The sequence below is a fragment of the Nguyenibacter vanlangensis genome (assembly GCF_038719015.1).
Lineage (GTDB): Bacteria > Pseudomonadota > Alphaproteobacteria > Acetobacterales > Acetobacteraceae > Gluconacetobacter > Gluconacetobacter vanlangensis.
The window spans coordinates 2,904,354-2,923,511 of sequence record NZ_CP152276.1 but is presented as its reverse complement, the minus strand read 5'-3'; the positions used below and the strand labels follow the sequence as shown (position 1 = coordinate 2,923,511).

The following is a 19,158-nucleotide window of genomic DNA, read 5'->3' as shown; positions in this document are numbered from 1 at the left end:
GCCCCGGCCGGCACGCGCCGGCTCAACACGGACACTGAACCCGCGCCGTGCCTTCATGCCTTGGTCCGAAGTGGCCGGCGTTGGGCCGGTGTTCACCCATCCCGTATCTCTGTACACTGCCCGGCATGACGGATAAGACCACCCCCCGCCTGAACCGCCGCGCCGCGCTGTCGTCCCTGGCCACCCTGGGCACGATCGGACTGGGCACGATCGGACTGGGCGCCGCCGCGCGCGCCGGCACGTCGCCGCCCGCCACCCCTACCGCCCCGACACCCCCGCAGGCGCCCGACCACACCCGCAAGGCCGAGCCCAACGCATCGCATCCCTCGCCCGCCGACCAGCCGGGCGTCGTCTCCCGTCCCGTCGTGAAGACGCAAAGCGACGTCTTCTATCGCCCGACGATCCATTTTTCCCCCGTCACCGGCTTCATGAACGATCCGAACGGGCTGATCTTCGACGGCACGTACTATCATCTCTATTATCAATATGATCCGTTCGCGCCCTATGCCGGCCGGGTCCATTGGGGCCATGCCACCAGCACCGACCTGCTGCACTGGCAGGACCAGCCCATCGCCATCCCCGAAACCAGGGACGGCGAGGCCTATAGCGGCTGCACGGTGCTGGACGCGAAAAACGCCTCGGGCCTGTTCGATGCCGGCCAGGGCGGCATGGCCGCGATCTATACGCGCGCCAGCCCGCACCGGCAGGCGCAATATCTCGCCATCAGCCGCGATAACGGACAGAGCTTCACGGAATACGCCCATAATCCGATCCTGGATATCGGCAGCAACTCGTTCCGCGATCCGCAGGTGATGTTCCACAAGCCCACCAATCAATGGGTCATGGTCGTCGCGAAGTCACGCCTGCACCAGATCGCGTTCTACGCCTCGATCGACCTGATCCATTGGGTGCATCTCAGCGATTTCGGCCCGTCCGGCCTGTTCGGCGTCGATTATGAATGCCCGAACCTGATCGAAATGGCGCTCGAAGGCGGCGGCACGCGCTGGGTGCTGTTCGTCTCGGTCAACCCGGGCGGCCCGACCGGCGGCAGCATCACGCAATATTTCGTGGGGCAGTTCGACGGCACGCGCTTCGTCCCCGACGACACCGTGATCGGCCTGACCGATTTCGCCAAGGACGCCTATGCGATGCAGGTCTACGGCAACATGCCGCGCGACGAGGCCGTGTCCATCGCCTGGCTCGGCAACTGGCAATATTGCCAGGAACTGCCGACGCAAAGCTGGCGCGGCATCATGACCCTCCCGCGCACCATGACGCTGCGGCGCGATTTCGCCGGCTGGATCCGCCTGGCGCAGAACCCGCGCGGGCTGGAGGCCCTGCGCGGCCCGGCCATTCCCTTCGCGGCCCGGCGCCTCGCCGCCGGGTCCAGCGCGCAGGTCGCCCTGCCGCCCGGCACCGCGCTGGACCTCTCCCTCAGCGTCACCGTCGACGAGCGCCCGCACGACCTGCCCCTGGGCGACAAGGGACGCACCGGCCGCTTCGTCATCGTCTTCGGTAACGAGCAAGGCGAATCCCTCACCATCGGCTTCGACGCCTTCTCCGGCCAGCTCTGGCTCGACCGCAACAATCTCAGGGGCTTCGCACAGCCCTTCTTCACCGGCCAGTTCTCCACCGTGCTGAACCCGGACGATCGGCATTTCGACATCCATATCGTGCTGGATGCCTGCACGCTGGAAATCTTCGCCAATGGCGGCCTGTCGGTCGGCACGGCGCTGATCTTCCCGGCCGGCCCGCTCGATTTCCTGCGCCTGGAGGCCAGCGGCGCGGGCGCCACGATCGACGCGCTGGCGCTCTATCCCCTGCAAAAGGTCATGCAGCGCGAATCGATGGTCTGACCCAGGGGCCGTCCCCTCAGCGCGACCCCTTGCGGGTACGTGACGCATTCAGCATCACGGCCGCGCGGATCAGCGCCTTCAGCGCCGCCGCGTCGATCGCATCGCCCTCGTGGAAATCGATGGCGCGCCTAGAGCATCATCTGACCGGATGGACCCATTCGGTCGGATAAAGATGCTCTATAAAACAATGAGCCAGAGCCATATCCGTGAACCAATGTGAACGGATATGGCTCTGGTGTTGCCGTCCAGGCTCGCATTGAACAGGCCGGACGGGTCGTCAAGCGCGGCCCCCCTGGCAAACGTCATCTTCACGACGCTCCTGTAGGTCTCGCCGGTGCAGACCATCCCGTCATGCGACCACACCGGAACGCCCCGCCATTTCCACTCCTCGACGATTTCGGGATCGGCCTCCAGGATCAGCGCGCGCAGCCGCGACAGCATCCCGCCCCGCCAGTCGTCCAACGCCCCGATCTTCTCGTCGATCATCCGGGACGGAGATTGTCCTTCCGGCGACCCATCCCTGCCCATGACGGCTCCCCCCTCCTGCCCCCCGCCGCAAGCGGTTAGCGGCGATTCCCGTTACCGGCTATTCCTGGCCGCTACCCGCCGCATGCCGCCAATGCCACGCGGTGCACAGCGCCATCCCGGCCACCCCCGCCGCCATGGTCGCGGCCATCGGCACGGGCGTCGCCAGCGACACGCTGCCCAGCAGCACGCCGCTCAGCGACCCGATGGTGAATTGCAGCGTCCCCATCAGTGCCGAGGCACTCCCCGCCTGGTGCCCATGCCGCGTAAAGGCCAGCACGGTGGCGTTCGGGTTCACGAACCCCAGCGACCCGGTCGTCACCCCGATCAGGCAGCAGACCAGCACCGGATGCGCCGGCCCCGCCACCCCGGCCAGCGCCGACAGCAGGAACGTCCCCGCCGCCACGGCCCCCACGATCACCCCGCGCCGCAGCAGCACATGCAGCGCCACCCGATGCACCAGCCGGCTGTTGATCTGTGCCCCGGCGATGAACAGCGCGGCATTCACGCCGAAGAACGCGCCGAACTGCCCGGGCGTAAAGCCCAGGATCCGCTCGAACAGGATCGGCGCCCCGGCCAGATAGGCAAACACGACAAAGCTCGCGAAACTCTGCAACAGCGCCGCCGACAGGAACATCGGCTCCCGCGCGATCCCGACATAGCGCCACAGCACCGCCGAAAACGACAATGTCACCCGCCGCTCGCGCGGCATCGTGTCCGGCAGCGTCCAGGCAATGGCGACCACCCCCAGCGCGCCATAGATCACCGCGAACCAGAAGATCCAGCGCCAATGCCCGACCGACAGCACCAGGCTGCCCAGGCTGGGCGCCAGGATCGGCATCAACCCGAACACCAGCGTCAGTTGCGCCATGATCCGCGCGCCCTGCGCCCCGGTGGCGATGTCGCGCACGATGGCGCGCGGCACCACGATGCCCGCCGACCCGCCCAGCGCCGCCAGAAACCGCCAGACGCAGAACATCTGGTAATCGTCCGACAGCGCGCACCCCGCCGACGCCGCGCTGAACAGCGCCATCCCCCCCAGCAGCGGCACCCGCCGCCCCAGCCGGTCCGACAGCGGCCCCTGCGAGAACTGGCCCACCGCCAGCCCCGCGAACCACGCCGCCAGCGTGATCTGCGCCGAACCCGGCCCCCCGCCCAGGTCGCGATCCACCGCCGGAAAGGCCGGCAGGTACATATCCGTCGCCAGCGGCCCGATGGCGGTGATCAGGCCCAGCAATATGGTCATCCAGACCGGCATGGCCCCGACGGGAATACGGTGGCGCCAGGCCACGGACGACGATGAGGGAGAAGAGGAATACGACATGCACGCGCTCCAGCAGGGGCGTATGTCGATCTTTCACGGCCTGTTGTCCATCCTATTCTGCGGGCCGGCCCGTTCCGCAGCCCTGCACGTCCCTGTGCGCATGCCCTCCCGCGCCGCCGCCATCGCGCCGCGATGGCCCGGCGGTGGTTGGATTGGCCCGCCAGAGCGGTTATGTCAGCCTCCACGATCCATCACCCGCAAAGGCCATCCTCATGAACGATAACCCCAGCGACAACCAGGGCGACAACCAGGGCGACATCCCCAGCGGCATCCAAGCCACCCCTTCGGCCGACACCCCGCCGGACCGCCTCTCCGTCAACCCCGACAGCCCCCATCATGACGCCGCCCTGCTGGAACGCGGCATCGGCGTGCGCTTCAAGGGCGTCGAGAAGACGAATGTCGAGGAATATTGCATCAGCGAGGGCTGGGTCCGCCTCGCGGTCGGCAAGACGCTGGACCGCCGCGGCAACCCCATGACCATGAAGCTCCAGGGCCCGGTCGAAGTCTGGTTCAAGTCCTGACCGCCGGCGCAAAGCCCGCCTTGGCATCCGCGTCGGCACCCGCACGGGCGCTCACCCCCTCGCCCTGACCGGGATTGGTGTTAGGATCGGACCATACGGACATCAGGCAACAGGAGTATGTCCCATGGTTCCGACACAGCCGGACATCCCGGAAAGCGACCGCTTCACCGTGGTCATCGTCGGCGGCGGCGCGGCGGGCATCACCGTCGCGGCCCGCCTGCGGCGCGCGCGGCCCAACATGTCGGTCGCGATCATCGATCCCGCGACCATCCACGCCTACCAGCCCGGCTGGACCCTGGTCGGCGCCGGCGTGATGCGGCTGCGCGACACGCTGCGCCAGGAAGGCGGGCTGATCCCCAAGGGCGTGCGCTGGCTGCGCGCCGCCGTGGCCTCCTTCTCGCCCGACGCGCATAGCGTCACCCTCGCCGACGGACGGCGCATCGGGTATCGCCGGCTGGTGGTCTGCCCCGGCCTGCAACTGGACTGGCACAAGATCGAAGGGCTGCAGGACACGCTGGGCCGCAACGGCGTATGCAGCAATTATTCGCGCGACACGGTCGAATATACCTGGGCCTGCATCCAGTCGCTCAAGGGCGGCACCGCCCTGTTCACCCAGCCCCCCATGCCGATCAAATGCGCCGGCGCCCCGCAGAAGATCGCCTATCTCGCCGCCGACCACTGGCGCAAGGAAGGCGTCCTGCCGCGCATGAAGGTCGAATTCTGCCTGGCGGGCGACGCGCTGTTCGGCGTGAAATATTTCGTCCCCGCCTTGCAGGACATGGTCGATTACTACGGCATCGACCTGCGGTACAAGCACGACCTGGTGGCCGTCGACGGGCCCGCGCGCCTGGCCACCTTTGCCGTGACCGCCCCCGACGGCACGACGACCAAAATCACCCGCAGCTTCGACATGCTGCACGTCACCCCGCCGCAAAGCGCGCCGGACTTCGTCAAGTCCAGCCCCCTCGCCAATGGCGGCGGCTGGCTGGATGTCGACCCCGCGACCCTGCGCCACACGCACTACGACACCATCTTCGGCCTGGGCGACGTCATCGGCACCGCCAACGCCAAGACCGCCGCCGCCGCGCGGGCCCAGGCCCCCGTGGTGGTCGCCAACCTGCTGGCCTCGCTCGACGGACGGCCGCTGGACAGCCGGTATGACGGCTACGGTGCCTGCCCGCTGACCGTCTCGTACGGCCGGGTGATCCTGGCCGAATTCCTCTATGGCGGCGTCCCGGCCCCCAGCTTCGGCTACGACCAGCGCAAGCCCAGCCGCTTCGCCTGGTTCCTCAAGACCACGGTGTTCCCGAACCTCTACTGGAACATGATGCTGACCGGCCGCGACGTCAGCATCCCCCACAAACCGCTCGAAACCGCCGCCTGACCCGGTGGAAGGGGAGGCGCCTGTTGCCTCCGCTTGCGCAAACCATCCGTTCTTTTTTGAAAAAAAGAACCAAAAAACTTTTGGACGTTTGGGGATTTTTTGCCGGTGCGCACGAAGTCCCCTACCGAATAAAAGTCTTTTTGCTTCTTTTTCGGAAGACGAAAGAAGAAGAATCCCTCCCTCCTCCAAAACGGGCCGACCCAGACCCTCCATGCCAGGACGCTCACGCTCACGCTCATCGGGCCGCCTGACGCTCAAGGACGTCGCCCGCGCCGCCGGCGTCTCGACGGCCACGGTCTCCAACGCCTATGCGCGCCCCGACCAATTGTCCGGCGACCTGCGCCGGCGCGTCCTCCGCATCGCGGAAGATCTGGGCTATCCCGGCCCGGACCCGCTGGCGCGCCATCTCAGCATCGGCCGCACCGGCACGGTCGCCTTCGTCTTCAGCGAAGACATGCCCTATGCGTTTTCCGATTCCGCCGTCCTGGCCCTGCTCCGGGGCGTCGCCACGGAATGCGAACGCAAGGGCATCAGCCTGATGCTGCTGCCGGTGCGCGCCAAGGCCGGCCCGGCCGCCCCCAGACAGCCGGTGATGGACGTCCTGGCCTCGGCGGCGGTCGACGGCCTCATTCTCTATGCCCTGTCGGGCTATGACGACGTCGTGACGGCCGCGTCGCGCCGCCAGGTGCCGCTGGTCATCATCGACCAGCCCAGGCGGACCGATATCCCCGTCGTGAGGATCGACGATTTCGCCGCCGCGCGCGACATGGCGCGCCACGTCGTCCGGGCCGGCCACCGCAGTGTCGGCATCGTCTCGCTCCGCACCCGCCGCGACGGCTATAGCGGGTTCATGGACCCGGAACGCCGCGCCACCATCGGCGAAAGCACCGCCGCCCAGCGCCTGCGCGGCTTCTACGCGGCATTCGACGAGGCCGGGATTGGCCCCGATACCATCCCCGTCTGGGAAAGCTGGGAAAACACCGAGCATAACGGCGAACAGGCCGCCCGCGACATGCTCGCGCGCAAGAAGACCCGCCCGACCGCCATCCTGGCCATGAGCGACCGCCTGGCCCTCGGCGTCATGGCGGACGCGGCGCGCCGGAAACTGCGCATCCCCCACGACCTCTCCGTCACCGGCTTCGACGACATCCCACAAGCCGCCGCGACCGGGCTGACGACGATCCGCCAACCCTTCACCGAAAAAGGCGCTGCGGCCCTGCGGACGCTGTTCGACACCACCGGCCGATCCACGACCCTGGCAACCGAACTGGTCCAGCGAACCTCCCTGGCCCACCCGCAATTCAGATGAGCGAGAATCTATTATGGGACAACGCTTTGGAGGGGTTCGGCGGCGCCTCCGCAAGATCTCTTTTTTTTAGATCCGGCATAAATAAAGAACATATAAGTTCCATGGAAAAAAAGAGACGATTTCATGATTTTCTTGTTTATGGATTCAAGAGGGGGAAAATCGTAGAATTTGATGAAATCAATAATACTCCAATATTCAGCGGAAAATCTCCAGATGATGTTGTCGACAAAATTTTAAAAGATTGGCCTGAAAAAAATACGATGGAATCACTGGATGATGGTGGAGAATTTTATCTTTATTTTATCCAGCTTAGTGGTTTCGCAGAATTGATAGAAGGGACACGAATCGAGCCATTAGGATAATAAAGGAACAGACGGGGGCCACCTCTGCGCATCCGGCGCTCGGATCGACGACGCTGGGTCGGCACGGTAAGCAAAATGGAGTCGTTACGATTATAAATCCGACGATTAACGATTTTAGAACGGCGTTCTGCCCGGACGACGGATATGGGCATTTTGTAAAAAACTTCAAAATTGGTCAGTAATATGAATAAATTAGAACTCCCAACCGATGCATTCCTTTCGATCCGTGCTGCTTTGCTTATTTCCGTCCTCATCCTGGGGGCAAGCAGGGAGTTCGAAACGATCACTGGCTATCAGACAGGAGAGGTTCTGGACGTCATAAAGAAAATGGACAACATATATTCATCGTGTATGAGTGAAAATATCGAAATTAATCTAAATAAAAAAGAGGCTGCGATTATTTTTCACACGCTTCTGAATTATATATCAGGTACAGGAGAATATAAATCACATAAATATCTAACAAACATAGGTAAGTTTGATTTGAAGGTATATTTTGTGGAAAATTTGGAACGAAAACTGAAAGAAATTATGGTTCACGTGGGCAATTAACGAGGCCGGCTGGAACGGTTTCGGGGCTGGTGATAATGCATGGCTTCTCCGATGCACAGGCAGGTTTCCAGGCCGCGCCACCGCGTCACGCCATGCCCAGCCGCAATCGCGCCACCCCCGATCCGGCAATGCCGGGCCGCCGGAATCCCGGGCGTCCCGCACGGGGCGATCCCGCCGCTGTTCAGAACGGCCACGGGCACTTAATATTGCGTCCGTAACGGAATGGAACGCAGATGGACCGCGACCACCCGATGAAAGCAGCGAACCGACATCCCGGGCGAAAACCCGCGGGCAGTGCCGATCGCTCGCACGGGCGTAAGCTCGTCGATGACATCGACGGGCTGGACGCGCGACCCATCCTCCGCCCCGATCTCAAGATCGGTGTCGTGCTCTGGCCCGAGTTTCCCCTGATGTCGCTGGCCGGTCTCGTCGAGGCGCTGCGTCATGCCGCGGACTTCGGCGACAACAGCCAGAGGCGCCGTTGCGACTGGACGATCATGGCCCATGATCCGAGTTTATCGGTCCGTTCCAGCGCCGGCGTCACGGTTCGCCCCGACCGTTCCTATCAGGACCCGGCCGATTTCGATTACGTGGCGGTGATCGGCGGCCTGCTGCGGAGCCTGTCCTCGGCGCCCGAGGGCGCGCGCGCCTATCTGCGGCGCGCGGCAGAAGCCGGCGTGCCGGTCATCGGCATCTGCACAGGCAGTTTCATCCTGGCGGAGGAAGGGCTGCTCGATGGGCGGCGGGCCTGCCTGCACGCTTATCATCTGGAGGAATTCCGCGAGTCTTTTCCCCATGTCCGCGCGGAAGCGAATCTCGACTATATCGACGACGGTGACGTCCTGACCTGCGCCGGAGGGATTTCGATCATCAGCCTGGCCAGCGAACTGATCCGTCGCCATTGCGGGCCCGATCGCGCGACCAAGACGATCCACCAGATGTCGGTCGCCAACCGGGCGGATGCCACGCCGCTGACGGTGACGCAGGCGCTCGGCTACACACGGGTCGCCGATCCGCGCCTGCGCCGGGCGGTCCTGCTGATCGAGCAATCGCTGGTCCGGCCCATTTCTCCGCAATGGCTGGCGGATCAGGTCCATGTAAGCCGCCGCCAGCTCTCCCGGCTGTTCGCCGAGGAATTCGGCCAATCGCCTGGCGCGTTCATCCGGACGACGCGCCTGCGCTACGGACGCTGGCTCCTTCAGAACTCCAGCGAAAGCGTCACGGAGATCGCCCTTCGGCTGGGATTTTCGGACTGCGCGCACTTCATCCGTACGTTCCGCCAGGAATTCGATACGACACCGGGCGCCGTACGCGAGGCCAGGGCCAGATCAGACAAGGTTATGGCCTGAACGTTCAATAGCCGGGTCCCGCCGCATGAAATGCTGAAGCCATCGGCCAATTCCGGCCACCGTTTCAGAGTCCAGAGAACGCCATGACCCCTCATCGTCCGGCCTTGCATGGGAACAGCGCCCCGACCGCCTCGGGTCCTCGGTCCATTGCCAAGCCTTACCTGGTCTTTCTGGGCGACGCGGCCGGCGCGGCCGAGGCCAAGACGGGCATCGGCGTCCATGAATGGGCGGGTGCGGATTGCCTGGCGGAATGGCGCACCGGCACCATCGTTACCCTCGGACTGCCCGCGATGCGTCCCGGCGAAGCCCGCGCCGCCGGTGCGCGCAGCCTTCTGATCGGCGTGTCTCCTGTCGGCGGCGCCCTGCCCGATGGCTGGATTCCCCATCTGCTCGACGCTCTCGAGGCCGGGCTCGATATCGTCAGCGGCCTGCACCAGCGTCTGTCCGACCATCCGGTGATCGGCGCGGCGGCGCGTCGCCTGGGGCGCGTCTTGCACGATGTGCGCCATGCGGACCGGGCGTTCACCGTGGCCACGGGCCGCAAGCGCGCGGGGAAGCGCGTTCTGACGGTCGGCACCGACTGCGCGCTGGGCAAGAAATATACGGCGCTCGCCGTGACCCGCGCCCTGCGTGGACGCGGCATCGACGCCGATTTTCGCGCGACGGGCCAGACGGGGATCATGATCGCCGGCGAGGGCGTCGCCATCGACGCGGTGGTGGCGGATTTCATCGCCGGCGCGGCGGAATCCCTCAGCCCCGCTGCGCCCCCCGGGCATTGGGACGTGATCGAAGGCCAGGGCGCGCTCTTTCATCCCGCCTATGCGGGCGTGACGCTCGGCCTGCTCCATGGCAGCCAGCCGGACGCGCTGATCCTCTGCCATGACCCGCGCCGCAGGACGACGAACTGGTATCCGGACTATCCCGTACCCGGCGTCGAAGAGGCGATGGCGGCCTACCTGCCTCTCGCCCGCCGCACCAATCCCCGGGCCCGCTTCGTCGGGATCAGCCTGAATACGGGCGGAATGGCCGAGGCCGACGCCGTGCAGGCCGCGCAGGCCCTGGCGCCGCTCGGCCTGCCGGTGTGCGACCCGCTGCGCTTCGGGCTGGAGGCGGTGGTCGACCGGTTGCTGGCATGAGGGACATCACCGTCGAGACGGTCGATTGGCGCCTGGCGGAACCCTTCACCGTCTCGCGCGGCACGCAGACGGTCCAGCCGACCCTGCGCGTCACCCTGCGCGACGCAGCCGGATATATGGGACGCGGCGAAGCCTGCCCCGTCTATTACCGTGGCGAGACCGTGGCGGCGATGGCGGCCGGGGTACGGCAGGCGCGCCCGGCCCTGGCGGCGGGGCTGGATCGCATGGGACTGCTGGGCGCGATGCCGGCCGGCGCCGCGCGCCAGGCCGTCGACGCGGCGCTCTGGGATCTCGAGGCCAAACGCGGCGGTACCACGGCGTTCGCCCTCGCCGGCGTCGCCGCCCGGCCCGTTCTTTCCGCGCGGACGATCGGGATTCGCCCTCTGGCCGCCTATCGCGAAGCCGCGGCACGGCTGGCATCCTGGCCGCTGCTGAAGGTGAAAGTCGGCGCCGAAAACCCCCTGGCGGCCCTGAAGGCCGTGCGGGCGGGCGCGCCGGCCGCCCGGCTGATCGTCGATCCCAATCAGAGCTGGTCCGTCGCTCAGCTACGGGACCTGGCCCCGCGGCTGGCGGATCTGGGGACGGTGCTGATCGAACAGCCCATCGCGGTCGGCGACGAAGCCGGACTGGATGGCTGGGTGTCCCCGGTGCCGCTCTGCGCGGACGAATTGATCGACCAGGCCGCCGACCTGCCGAAGGCACGGGCCCGCTTCCAGGCGATCAACATCAAGCTCGACAAATCCGGTGGCCTGACGGCGGGCCTGGCCCTCGCGCGGCAGGCCAGGGCGGAAGGGTTCGGCCTGATGGTCGGCTGCATGGGCGGATCGTCCCTGTCCATGGCGCCCGCCATGGTCCTCGCCCAGCTCTGCGATTTCGTCGATCTGGACGGGCCCCTGCTGCAGGCGGACGATATCCGGCCGGGCTTCGCCTATGCGAACGGTTGCGTGGCGCACCCCCTGATCCCCGAATTATGGGGATAAAACCCCGCGATCCATCGCTGCGAAGCCCAAGCCGCCACGGCCCGGAGGACCTCGGACGCCCCGATGAGACACGCCCGATGAGACACCAATGAACGACATGCAGCGCGCCCCTATCGCCCCGCGGCCGGCGCCCAGCCCCTTCGGGCAAGAGGCGCCAGCGGCATCGGCGCCGCTCTCGGCCTGGTACGCGCTCTTCGCGTTCTGCGTCGCCGCCATCCTGTCCTACACGGACAGACAGATCCTCAGCCTGCTGGTCGATCCGCTGCGCATGGCGATGCGGCTGTCCGACACGCAGGTCAGCCTGCTCCAGGGCGTCGCCTTCGCCCTGATCTACGCCGCGGCAGGGCTGCCGCTGGGGCGCATGGCGGATATCCTGCCGCGCCGGCACGTGCTGGTCGGCGGCGTGCTCCTGTGGAGCGTGGCCACGATCTGCTGCGGATTCGCGCACTCCTTCGCCGAACTGTTCGCCGCGCGGAGCGTCGTCGGCATCGGCGAGGCGGCGCTGGCTCCCGCCGCGACCGCCATGATCGCGGATTATTTCTCGGCCAGACAGCGCGGCACGGCGACCAGCCTCTTCCTGATGGGTCAGGTCGTGGGCGGCGGCCTCGCCATAGCCCTCGGCGGGGCGATCCTCTCGCTCGCCGGTTCCCGCGCCTTCGCCGCGCTGCCGCTGATCGGCGGCCTGCCCGCATGGCGCGTCACGCTCATGATCCTGGGCTGCCCCGGCATCGTCGTGGCCTGCCTGCTGATGGCGATCCAGGAGCCGCCACGGCGCGCGCCGGCGGATGCGGCCAAGGTGGCGGCCAAGGTGGCAGCCGGAGAGGCCGCGCGCCTGCTGATGGCGCGGCGCCGCCGCCTCGTGCCGCTCTATGGCGCCATGGCGATGCTGTCGGTCGGCGATTTCTCCCTCCAGAACTGGTTCCCGACCCTGCTTGCGCGGCAGTTCGGCATGACGCCCGGGCAGATCGGGGCGGATCTCGGCACCGCCGCCATCGCCGGCGCCATGATCGGCACGGTTTCGGCGGGCCTGCTGAGCGACCGGCGCGCGGCGCGCGGCGGCGCCGTATCGCGCCTTCCGATCGCCATCGTCGCGGCAGGGCTGGCGGCCCCCGGCGCGGCAATCCTGTTCGCGCCGGCCGCCGGTTGGGCCATCGGCCTGTTCATGCTCTGGATCGTCATGTCCAACGCGGCCGGCGCGATCGGCATCACCGCCGTGCAGGAACTGGCGCCCGACGCGGCCCGGGGGGTCGCACTCGCCCTGATATCCGTCTTCAACATGAGCGTCGGCCTCAGCTTCGGCACCACCGCGACCGCCATGCTGGCCGACCATGTCTATCTCGGCCCCTCGGGATTGGCCGCGTCGATCACGACGGTCGCCCTTCCCGCCGCCCTGATGGGCATGGGCCTGTTCCGGCTGGCCGCACGCGCCTGCACCGTCGCCGACGGGCGGATAGTGTCCGACGCGTCCCCGGCGAGCGCATCCCCGGCGAGGTGCTCATGAAAACTCTCTTCATCGGCGGCATGGACACGGAAACGAACAGTTTCTCGCCTCTTCCGACCGGCCGCGCCCAGTTCGCCCTTGCGTTCGGGGACGGCACGTCGCGTCCCTTGAACAGTTGCTCCGCGCAACTCGCGGTCTGGCGCCGGATGGCCGGGGCGCAAGGGCTCATGGTGCATGAAGGCCTGTGCGCGGTCGCCGAACCGGGGGGCTTCATCCCGCGCGCGGTCTATGAGGACCTGCGCGACCGTCTGCTCGACGGCATCGCGCGGGCGCGCCCGGCGATGATCCTGCTCGCGCTGCACGGCGCGGCCCTGGCGCACGGCTATGACGACGTGGAGGGCGATCTTCTCGAACGCGCAAGAACACTGGCCGGCCCGGATACGTTTCTCGGCGCAACGCTCGATCCGCACTGCCATCTTACCGATCGCATGGTCGGGGCCGCCGATGCCCTGGTACTCTACAAGGAATATCCCCATACCGACATCGACGACACCGCGGCGGACCTGTTCGCGATCGGCATCAGGACCCTGCGGGGCACGGCACGGCCGGTCATGGCGACCTGGGACTGCCGGATGATCGCCTCGTACCCGACGCAGAATCAACCGATGCGCGGGTTCGTGGACGCCATGCGCGCGGCCGAGCGCGACACGCCGGGCGTGCTGTCCGTTTCGCTCGCGCATGGCTTTGCCCACGCCGACGTCCCCGATGTCGGAGCGAAGATGCTGGTGATCGCGGATAAGAGCCGGACGGTCGCCCGCGCGACGGCGGAGCATTTCGGGCGCCGATTCTATGCGCTGCGCAACCAGGTCACGCCCCGCTTTCTCGATCTCGAGGCCGCGATGGAGCGGATTGCGGCCCATCCCGGCGGCAGGTCCCCCCTCGTACTCGCGGACACGGGCGACAATCCCGGCGGCGGGGCCGCGGGCGATGCGACGTTCATGGTGCATGCCGCCCTGGCGCGGGGCCTGGAAAATATCGCCTTCGCGATGTTCTGGGACCCGGTCGTGGTCGAGATCTGCATGGCGGCCGGCGTCGGGGCACGTCTCGACATGCGCCTGGGCGGCAAGTGCGGCCCGCAATCGGGGTACCCCGTCGATCTCGCGGGCGCCCGCGTCAGGGCCATCGGCACCGCGATGAGGCAACGCTTCGGGTCGGTCGAACTCCCGATGGGCAACGCCGTATGGCTCGAGGCGCATGGACTCAACCTGATCGTCAACGACCTGCGGACGCAGGTCTTCGATCCGGTCTGCATGACGGCGCTGGGGCTCGATCTTGGAACGCAAAGAGCCGTCGTGGTCAAATCCCTCAACCATTTCGCCGCTCTCTTCGCGCCCGTGGCCGGGGACATCATCCACGTCGCCACGCCCGGCACGACGTCGGTGCGGTACGGCGATATTCCCTATACCCGCCGGTCGCCCGATTACTGGCCCAGGCTTGCCGATCCCCTGGGCACGGGCGCGTCCTGAAGGACGGGCGCACGGCCCGTCCCTGGCCTCCGTCCTCAGAATTCTGCAGCAATCGTGCCGAAGGCTTCGCGCGGCGCGGCGATGAACAGATTGGCGTTGTCATCCCCGGACACCGAAGCGGCCCCATAGACGCCGCCGATATAATTCGCGTCGAACAGATTGGTGATCCCGAGAGTCGCACGTAAGTGATGCGCGAAGCCGATGGTTCCGAAATCATAGCCCAGATTCAGGTTCGCCAGCCAATAGGCGGGGATATATTCGTCGTTCAGGTATGTCATCGGGCGGGCACCGACATAATTCACGTTGAAATTGAACATCGCACGGCGCCAGGTGTAGTTCAAATTCGCCTTGTACATGAACTTCGGATAATAAACCTGGTGCTTTCCCGCAAGGTCATAATTCGTGCCGCCATAATTGATCGCGCGACTCAGATAGGTGGCGTCGTTCCAGCTAAAGCTGTTGGTGATCTCCAGCCCCTTGAACGGACGAATGGTGCCGAGCACATCCACACCGTTCATGGATTCGCGTCCCACGTTCATGAAGGCGCTGTTCGCGTTGTTCGAACTGCCTTCCGTGATGGCGGCAAGCCTGTTGTAGTAGTCGGTATGATAGAAATCGACCGATCCTGAAAAGAGATTGGAATTATACCTGTACCCGACGACATAATTCCACGTCGTCTCGGGGCGCAGCGTCGACCTGCTCGCGTCGAACACATCCTGCGCCGTCGCGCCGGGCGCGTTCTTTCCCAGTCCGCCCCAGGCCTGGCCGCTGACCTGTTGGGACGAATAATCATAGGCCCGCATGTTTTCGGCGATATCCCAGTAGACTTCGTGATGCTGAAGGAAATGATAGTCGAATTCGAAATGCGGCAGGAAGGCGGCAGCGGCGGTCAGCGAACCGTTCGCCGCATGACGATAATAGGTATCCCAGCCCGCTTGGTCCAAGGCCTGCGTGAAGTCCCGCTTGGTTCCGCCATGCGTCGTCTGGATCAGCGACTTGAAACCGCCCAGCAGGGTCATGCCGGGGATGATGGTCCAGCGATCCTGCAGGAAAAACTGAAAACTGTTGGTATTGAAGCTGTCCTCGAACCATGTATGAGCCTGGCTGGCCTTGAAATCCGAGAGCGAATTATGCGCCGCGTTCGGATAGTCTTCATAAAGACGCTGGTCATAGGTATAGGCGTTGTTTTCGTACCAGAGCCCGGTGTCGATATGGTTGTTGCGCGGAGCCTCGATGGTGAATTTCTGCGTAAAACCGATCCTCCGCATGCCCGCATGGGACATCTGCAGGGCCATCGGCACGCCGGTCACGGTCCCGTTCGGAAGAAGCGTGACAGGACCATAGCTCGGCGAGGTCAGGAAATTATTCGTGCCGCCATAAACGCCGCTGTTGACGTTGCCGTAGGCGAGCGTATCCGAATGCAGCATGTCGGATAGATCGAAATGCCCGGCGATCGACGACAGATAGGTGCGCTGGATCTGCTCGCCGTCCCAGGCATAATCGCCGATCTCGTCGTTGGACAGAACGCCCTGATAGCCGGGCGGGACGTCGGCCGTGTACTGGGCATAATACGCCCAGAGCTTGGCCTTTTCGTAGTCGGGCTTCAGGTAGGTGGTATCGCGTCCTTCCCGGCGCCACATGTTTTTCGTAACGGTCAGGTAATTGGCCTGGGTGAAATTTCCATAGCCGAAGAACGCCGTGACCTGTCCGCGCGGGCCGACGGGCTGCACGATTTTCGCGTCGGCCTGCAATTCGCTCTGATACCCCGCTCCTTTCCACAGATTGGACGTCGTCCGCGCGAATGACGCATAGAATTTCGTTCCGGAGCGATTGAGGATGCCGCTATCGACGCGGCCGTACGTTCGATAGGCGTCGAAGCTTCCGAATGTCTGGCTGACCTTGCCCCCCGCCTTATCCCTGGGATCGGAGCTGACATAGGTCATGGCCCCGCCAAGGGTCTGCGCCGAAAAAATATCCAGCGCACCAGCACCCTGCGACATCGTCATGCCGGACAGGTCGTCCTGGATGATGGCCTGGGTAATCGACACGCCGTTGGTATTGACGAATCCCTGGGTGCCCAGAGGGATGCCGTCCAGCGTCGCGCCCAGTTGCATCTGGTTATAGCCGCGCACATAAAATGTGTTGGCATAGGTATCGAGGCCGAAGGCGTCGTCGGAGGTGAAATTGGCCCCCGGCGTCGTCAAGGCGAGAATCTGCATCGGATTGGTACCGGCGACGAACCGGTCCATGACGGCGCGCGTCACCGCGACCGCCGCCCCGGCGCTGCGCACGCGCTCCCCGCTGACCTGAAGCGTCTCGCCCACCTTGGGGGCGGCGGCATTCCCGCCGCGCGCCACCGTCGCGCGCGGCGCGGAGGCCGTCCTGGCCATGTCGGCTTTTCGAACCATGGGGTGCTGCGTCGTTTCCGTCGTCTCCGCGGACGCGCCAAGGGGCGAGGACACGGCGAACAAGCACCCGGCGATGGCCGTACCGAAACAAAGAAACGATGTTCGAGAACGGTGGCGAATGAAAACAGGGTGATCGTTCATTTTGTCCTCTCTGCCGGTGAACACGACATTTCGGCAATGTCGCGATGGTGTCGATAATAGAATATTCCGAATATGAAATATTAAGCCTGAACGATACCAGAGCTGTTAATGTGCGATACGAATGAAACTCCGCAAACATCGTTCCCGGGAACGGTCCGCCGGCGGCGATCCGATACGCGAAAACAGACGCCGAACATGCCGCCGCGCGGCACTCTCGCCCCTCAGCCCACGTTCCGGCCAGGCTCCGAGCGATTGCGAAAGGATTTCACGGCGCGGGAAATGGCGATTGAATTTTTCGGCCATAAGATGGACCGTTCGGGACAAGGCCGAAAGCGAGGTCATTCCCGCCGGCATCCTGGCTGGACGTTGGCGGCCCGCCGTCAGGTGGTGGCCAAATTTAAGTTAGAGCTCCCCCCACGCTTCTGACGCGGATGCCGGAGTACGCGGGGGTAAATGCGCCAAATCGTTCATTTTATATGAACGATCCGATCGATACAATCTTCTGGATCGCATGATCGCTGCGGATCATTCTGCGCGCAACAACGTCGCAGGAACATGGGCACTATGACCAAGACAGACATACGCGACATCGTCATCATCGGTGGGGGGGCGAGCGGCGCGCTGACGGCGTGGAACCTGGCCGTACGTCATGGCGTAACCTGCACCGTGATCGATCCTTCCGAACGGCCGGGGTTCGGGTTGGCCTATTCAACGCCGTCACTCCAGAATCTGCTGAATGTGGCGGCGAAGGGCATGAGCGCCGATCCAGACGATCCAGACCATTTCCTGAGGTGGTTGCATGACAACGCGCCCGGTTCCGTTGCGCCGGGGGAGTTCGTGCCGCGTGCGATCTATGGCCTTTACCTGCGCAATCTCTATTCCATCGCAGCGCCGGAACACGAACGACAGGCGGCCGTGGCTTGTCGCAGGCTGGACCGCGGGTTCGAGATCACGCTCGCCGACGGGCGGAAGATCCACGCGGGCAGGGTGGTGCTTGGCTGCGGGCATTTCGATCCGGCGCGCCTGCCTGGAATCCCGCCGGAACTCGACGTGACGGGGCGTTATCGCCACAACGCCTGGGCCGAGCGGGTTTTTGCCGGGATCGCCGTTTATGACGAGGTGGCGGTGATCGGGACAGGTCTGACCACGGTCGACGTGCTGTTGCGCCTGCGGGAAAACGGTCATCGTGGCCGGGTGACGGCGCTGTCGCGACGCGGGTTGTTCCCTGAACGTCATGCTGACTACACGCCTCTGCCTGCGCCGGTCTTTACGCCTGGCGGTGTAGAGCCCACCGCGCGCGCCTATCTGCGCGCGTTCCATGGGGCGCTGAAGCGCGGCGCGGACTGGCGGGCGGCTGTGGACAGCATGCGCTCCGTCACCAATGCGCTCTGGCTTATGTTGCCGGACGTGGAAAAAATCCGCTTTCAGCGGCATCTGCTGCGGCGCTGGGAAGTCGTGCGGCACCGTATGGCGGCGCATATCGCCGACATCCTGGATCAGGAGCGTCGCGCCGGATCGTTGCGCGTTCTGGACGGCCGGGTCACCGCGATCGCGCCCGATAACGATGGCCTGACGATTACGGCTGTGGCGGGTGAAGAAGCGTTCAGCCTTCGTGCGGCACATGTCATCAATTGCACCGGTCCGAGCCTGAAATACAAACGTGTCGATGCGCCGCTTCTGCACGATCTGTTCGAACAGGGCGAGATCATGCCGGGTTTCGGGGGCGCAGGCCTGTCCTGCACGCCGGACGGCGCGTTGATCGACCATGCGGGCAAGATTGCTGACGATCTGTTCGTCGTGGGGCCAGCACGGCAGGGCGTCCTGCTGGAGTCGATCGCGATTCCAGAAATTCGTTGCCAGGCGAAAGAGGTTGCGGAGATGCTTGTGAATGGAAACGCGCCATGATCTCGCGCTATACCGGTCACGCAGCCAATGAACGCACGTTTCTGGCGTGGATGCGCACCGCGCTCGCGATCCTTGCTTTTGGCGGTGTGCTGACGAAATTCGATCTGTTCCTCAGGCTGGTGGCGGCCTGTCGCCGGTTTCGCGTTACGCGCGACGCCATCTCGGCTGAGGCCGAACTACGGAGCGCGGGCCCGGCGATGGAGCGCGCCCTGACGATAGTGCTGACGGCGCTGGGCTGTGCCGTATTGGCCGCACTGGTGCGGGCGATCGTGTCATAACGCTCGAACAACATCTGAAAGAAATTATGGTGAGAGTGGACAATTTTCGAGGCTGATGTGTGGATATTTTTCTTGTAATATCGAGATATTTTCTATTTTCAAAAGTAGATCTTAAACTCGTCGATATTATTTTTCAAAAAGTATTTACAAAATTCTGTCGC

16 protein-coding genes are annotated in these 19,158 nt (G+C 64.9%); 13 read left to right on the top strand and 3 right to left on the bottom strand.

All coding sequences use genetic code 11. The features are described 5' to 3' along the window. Nucleotides 1-125 precede the first annotated feature (125 nt). On the top strand, nucleotides 126-1,856 hold the full coding sequence (locus tag AAC691_RS13605) for a glycoside hydrolase family 32 protein (protein WP_342627293.1): 1,731 nt from the start codon (nucleotides 126-128) through the stop codon (nucleotides 1,854-1,856). 177 nt (nucleotides 1,857-2,033) lie between these two features. Here AAC691_RS13605 and AAC691_RS13600 read toward each other — a convergent pair whose 3' ends face one another. Together AAC691_RS13600 and AAC691_RS13595 are read right to left on the bottom strand one after the other, a co-directional pair. Continuing rightward, a complete protein-coding gene (locus AAC691_RS13600; RefSeq protein WP_342627292.1) occupies nucleotides 2,034-2,342 on the bottom strand; it encodes a DUF1801 domain-containing protein in 309 nt (102 codons plus the stop codon). Between the two features lie 100 nt (nucleotides 2,343-2,442). Next, a complete protein-coding gene (locus AAC691_RS13595; protein ID WP_323993438.1) occupies nucleotides 2,443-3,639 on the bottom strand; it encodes a multidrug effflux MFS transporter in 1,197 nt (398 codons plus the stop codon). 335 nt (nucleotides 3,640-3,974) lie between these two features. Here AAC691_RS13595 and AAC691_RS13590 point away from each other — a divergent pair, with 335 nt between their 5' ends. From AAC691_RS13590 to AAC691_RS13545, 10 genes are all read left to right on the top strand, one after another. After that, nucleotides 3,975-4,226 carry a DUF3297 family protein gene (locus AAC691_RS13590; protein WP_176641714.1) on the top strand — a complete coding sequence of 84 codons (252 nt, stop codon included), beginning with the start codon at nucleotides 3,975-3,977 and terminating at the stop codon, nucleotides 4,224-4,226. A 124-nt stretch (nucleotides 4,227-4,350) separates the two neighbouring features. Further along, nucleotides 4,351-5,610, top strand: a complete 1,260-nt coding sequence (locus AAC691_RS13585; RefSeq protein ID WP_342627291.1) for an FAD/NAD(P)-binding oxidoreductase — start codon at nucleotides 4,351-4,353, stop codon at nucleotides 5,608-5,610. A gap of 211 nt (nucleotides 5,611-5,821) precedes the next feature. Further along, nucleotides 5,822-6,919, top strand: a complete 1,098-nt coding sequence (locus AAC691_RS13580) for a LacI family DNA-binding transcriptional regulator (RefSeq protein ID WP_342627290.1) — start codon at nucleotides 5,822-5,824, stop codon at nucleotides 6,917-6,919. After that, nucleotides 6,916-7,281, top strand: coding sequence for a hypothetical protein (locus AAC691_RS13575; protein ID WP_176639974.1), 366 nt, complete (start codon nucleotides 6,916-6,918; stop codon nucleotides 7,279-7,281). The genes AAC691_RS13580 and AAC691_RS13575 overlap by 4 nt, the downstream gene beginning before the upstream one ends. Nucleotides 7,282-7,464: 183 nt before the next feature. Then, nucleotides 7,465-7,833: a hypothetical protein gene (locus AAC691_RS13570; RefSeq protein WP_342627289.1), complete on the top strand. Its 369-nt coding sequence runs from the start codon at nucleotides 7,465-7,467 to the stop codon at nucleotides 7,831-7,833. A gap of 233 nt (nucleotides 7,834-8,066) precedes the next feature. Then, complete coding sequence (locus tag AAC691_RS13565) at nucleotides 8,067-9,182, top strand: helix-turn-helix domain-containing protein (RefSeq protein ID WP_342627288.1); 1,116 nt, start codon at nucleotides 8,067-8,069, stop codon at nucleotides 9,180-9,182. Nucleotides 9,183-9,265: 83 nt separating this feature from the next. After that, on the top strand, nucleotides 9,266-10,318 hold the full coding sequence (locus AAC691_RS13560; RefSeq protein WP_176639972.1) for a DUF1611 domain-containing protein: 1,053 nt from the start codon (nucleotides 9,266-9,268) through the stop codon (nucleotides 10,316-10,318). After that, a complete protein-coding gene (locus tag AAC691_RS13555; protein WP_342627287.1) occupies nucleotides 10,315-11,298 on the top strand; it encodes a dipeptide epimerase in 984 nt (327 codons plus the stop codon). Before AAC691_RS13560 ends, AAC691_RS13555 begins: the two co-directional genes overlap by 4 nt. An 88-nt stretch (nucleotides 11,299-11,386) precedes the next feature. Next, nucleotides 11,387-12,799, top strand: a complete 1,413-nt coding sequence (locus tag AAC691_RS13550; RefSeq protein ID WP_342627286.1) for an MFS transporter — start codon at nucleotides 11,387-11,389, stop codon at nucleotides 12,797-12,799. Continuing rightward, nucleotides 12,796-14,265: a M81 family metallopeptidase gene (locus AAC691_RS13545; RefSeq protein ID WP_342627285.1), complete on the top strand. Its 1,470-nt coding sequence runs from the start codon at nucleotides 12,796-12,798 to the stop codon at nucleotides 14,263-14,265. Before AAC691_RS13550 ends, AAC691_RS13545 begins: the two co-directional genes overlap by 4 nt. 35 nt (nucleotides 14,266-14,300) lie before the next feature. On the opposite strand, the gene AAC691_RS13540 is transcribed toward AAC691_RS13545, so the two are convergent. Continuing rightward, complete coding sequence (locus AAC691_RS13540) at nucleotides 14,301-16,814, bottom strand: TonB-dependent receptor domain-containing protein (protein WP_408905998.1); 2,514 nt, start codon at nucleotides 16,812-16,814, stop codon at nucleotides 14,301-14,303. Between the two features lie 564 nt (nucleotides 16,815-17,378). Between AAC691_RS13540 and AAC691_RS13535 the strand changes: the two genes are divergently transcribed. Further along, entirely contained in the window at nucleotides 17,379-18,719 is a 1,341-nt protein-coding gene (locus AAC691_RS13535) for an FAD-dependent oxidoreductase (protein ID WP_342627283.1), read from the top strand. Beyond that, nucleotides 18,716-18,997, top strand: coding sequence for a DUF202 domain-containing protein (locus AAC691_RS13530; RefSeq protein WP_323989442.1), 282 nt, complete (start codon nucleotides 18,716-18,718; stop codon nucleotides 18,995-18,997). The genes AAC691_RS13535 and AAC691_RS13530 overlap by 4 nt, the downstream gene beginning before the upstream one ends. The last annotated feature ends 161 nt before the right edge of the window (nucleotides 18,998-19,158 follow it).

Bases quoted from the DNA above. Each gene is read 5' to 3' on its own strand.
- AAC691_RS13575 (WP_176639974.1), top strand. From the start codon at position 6,916: ATGAGCGAGAATCTATTATGGGACAACGCTTTGGAGGGGTTCGGCGGC.
- AAC691_RS13600 (WP_342627292.1), bottom strand. From the start codon at position 2,342: ATGATCGACGAGAAGATCGGGGCGTTGGACGACTGGCGGGGCGGGATG.
- AAC691_RS13595 (WP_323993438.1), bottom strand. From the start codon at position 3,639: ATGCCGGTCTGGATGACCATATTGCTGGGCCTGATCACCGCCATCGGG.
- AAC691_RS13530 (WP_323989442.1), top strand. From the start codon at position 18,716: ATGATCTCGCGCTATACCGGTCACGCAGCCAATGAACGCACGTTTCTG.
- AAC691_RS13555 (WP_342627287.1), top strand. From the start codon at position 10,315: ATGAGGGACATCACCGTCGAGACGGTCGATTGGCGCCTGGCGGAACCC.
- AAC691_RS13535 (WP_342627283.1), top strand. From the start codon at position 17,379: ATGACCAAGACAGACATACGCGACATCGTCATCATCGGTGGGGGGGCG.
- AAC691_RS13565 (WP_342627288.1), top strand. From the start codon at position 8,067: ATGGACCGCGACCACCCGATGAAAGCAGCGAACCGACATCCCGGGCGA.
- AAC691_RS13585 (WP_342627291.1), top strand. From the start codon at position 4,351: ATGGTTCCGACACAGCCGGACATCCCGGAAAGCGACCGCTTCACCGTG.
- AAC691_RS13605 (WP_342627293.1), top strand. From the start codon at position 126: ATGACGGATAAGACCACCCCCCGCCTGAACCGCCGCGCCGCGCTGTCG.
- AAC691_RS13560 (WP_176639972.1), top strand. From the start codon at position 9,266: ATGACCCCTCATCGTCCGGCCTTGCATGGGAACAGCGCCCCGACCGCC.
- AAC691_RS13545 (WP_342627285.1), top strand. From the start codon at position 12,796: ATGAAAACTCTCTTCATCGGCGGCATGGACACGGAAACGAACAGTTTC.
- AAC691_RS13540 (WP_408905998.1), bottom strand. From the start codon at position 16,814: ATGAACGATCACCCTGTTTTCATTCGCCACCGTTCTCGAACATCGTTT.
- AAC691_RS13550 (WP_342627286.1), top strand. From the start codon at position 11,387: ATGAACGACATGCAGCGCGCCCCTATCGCCCCGCGGCCGGCGCCCAGC.
- AAC691_RS13570 (WP_342627289.1), top strand. From the start codon at position 7,465: ATGAATAAATTAGAACTCCCAACCGATGCATTCCTTTCGATCCGTGCT.
- AAC691_RS13580 (WP_342627290.1), top strand. From the start codon at position 5,822: ATGCCAGGACGCTCACGCTCACGCTCATCGGGCCGCCTGACGCTCAAG.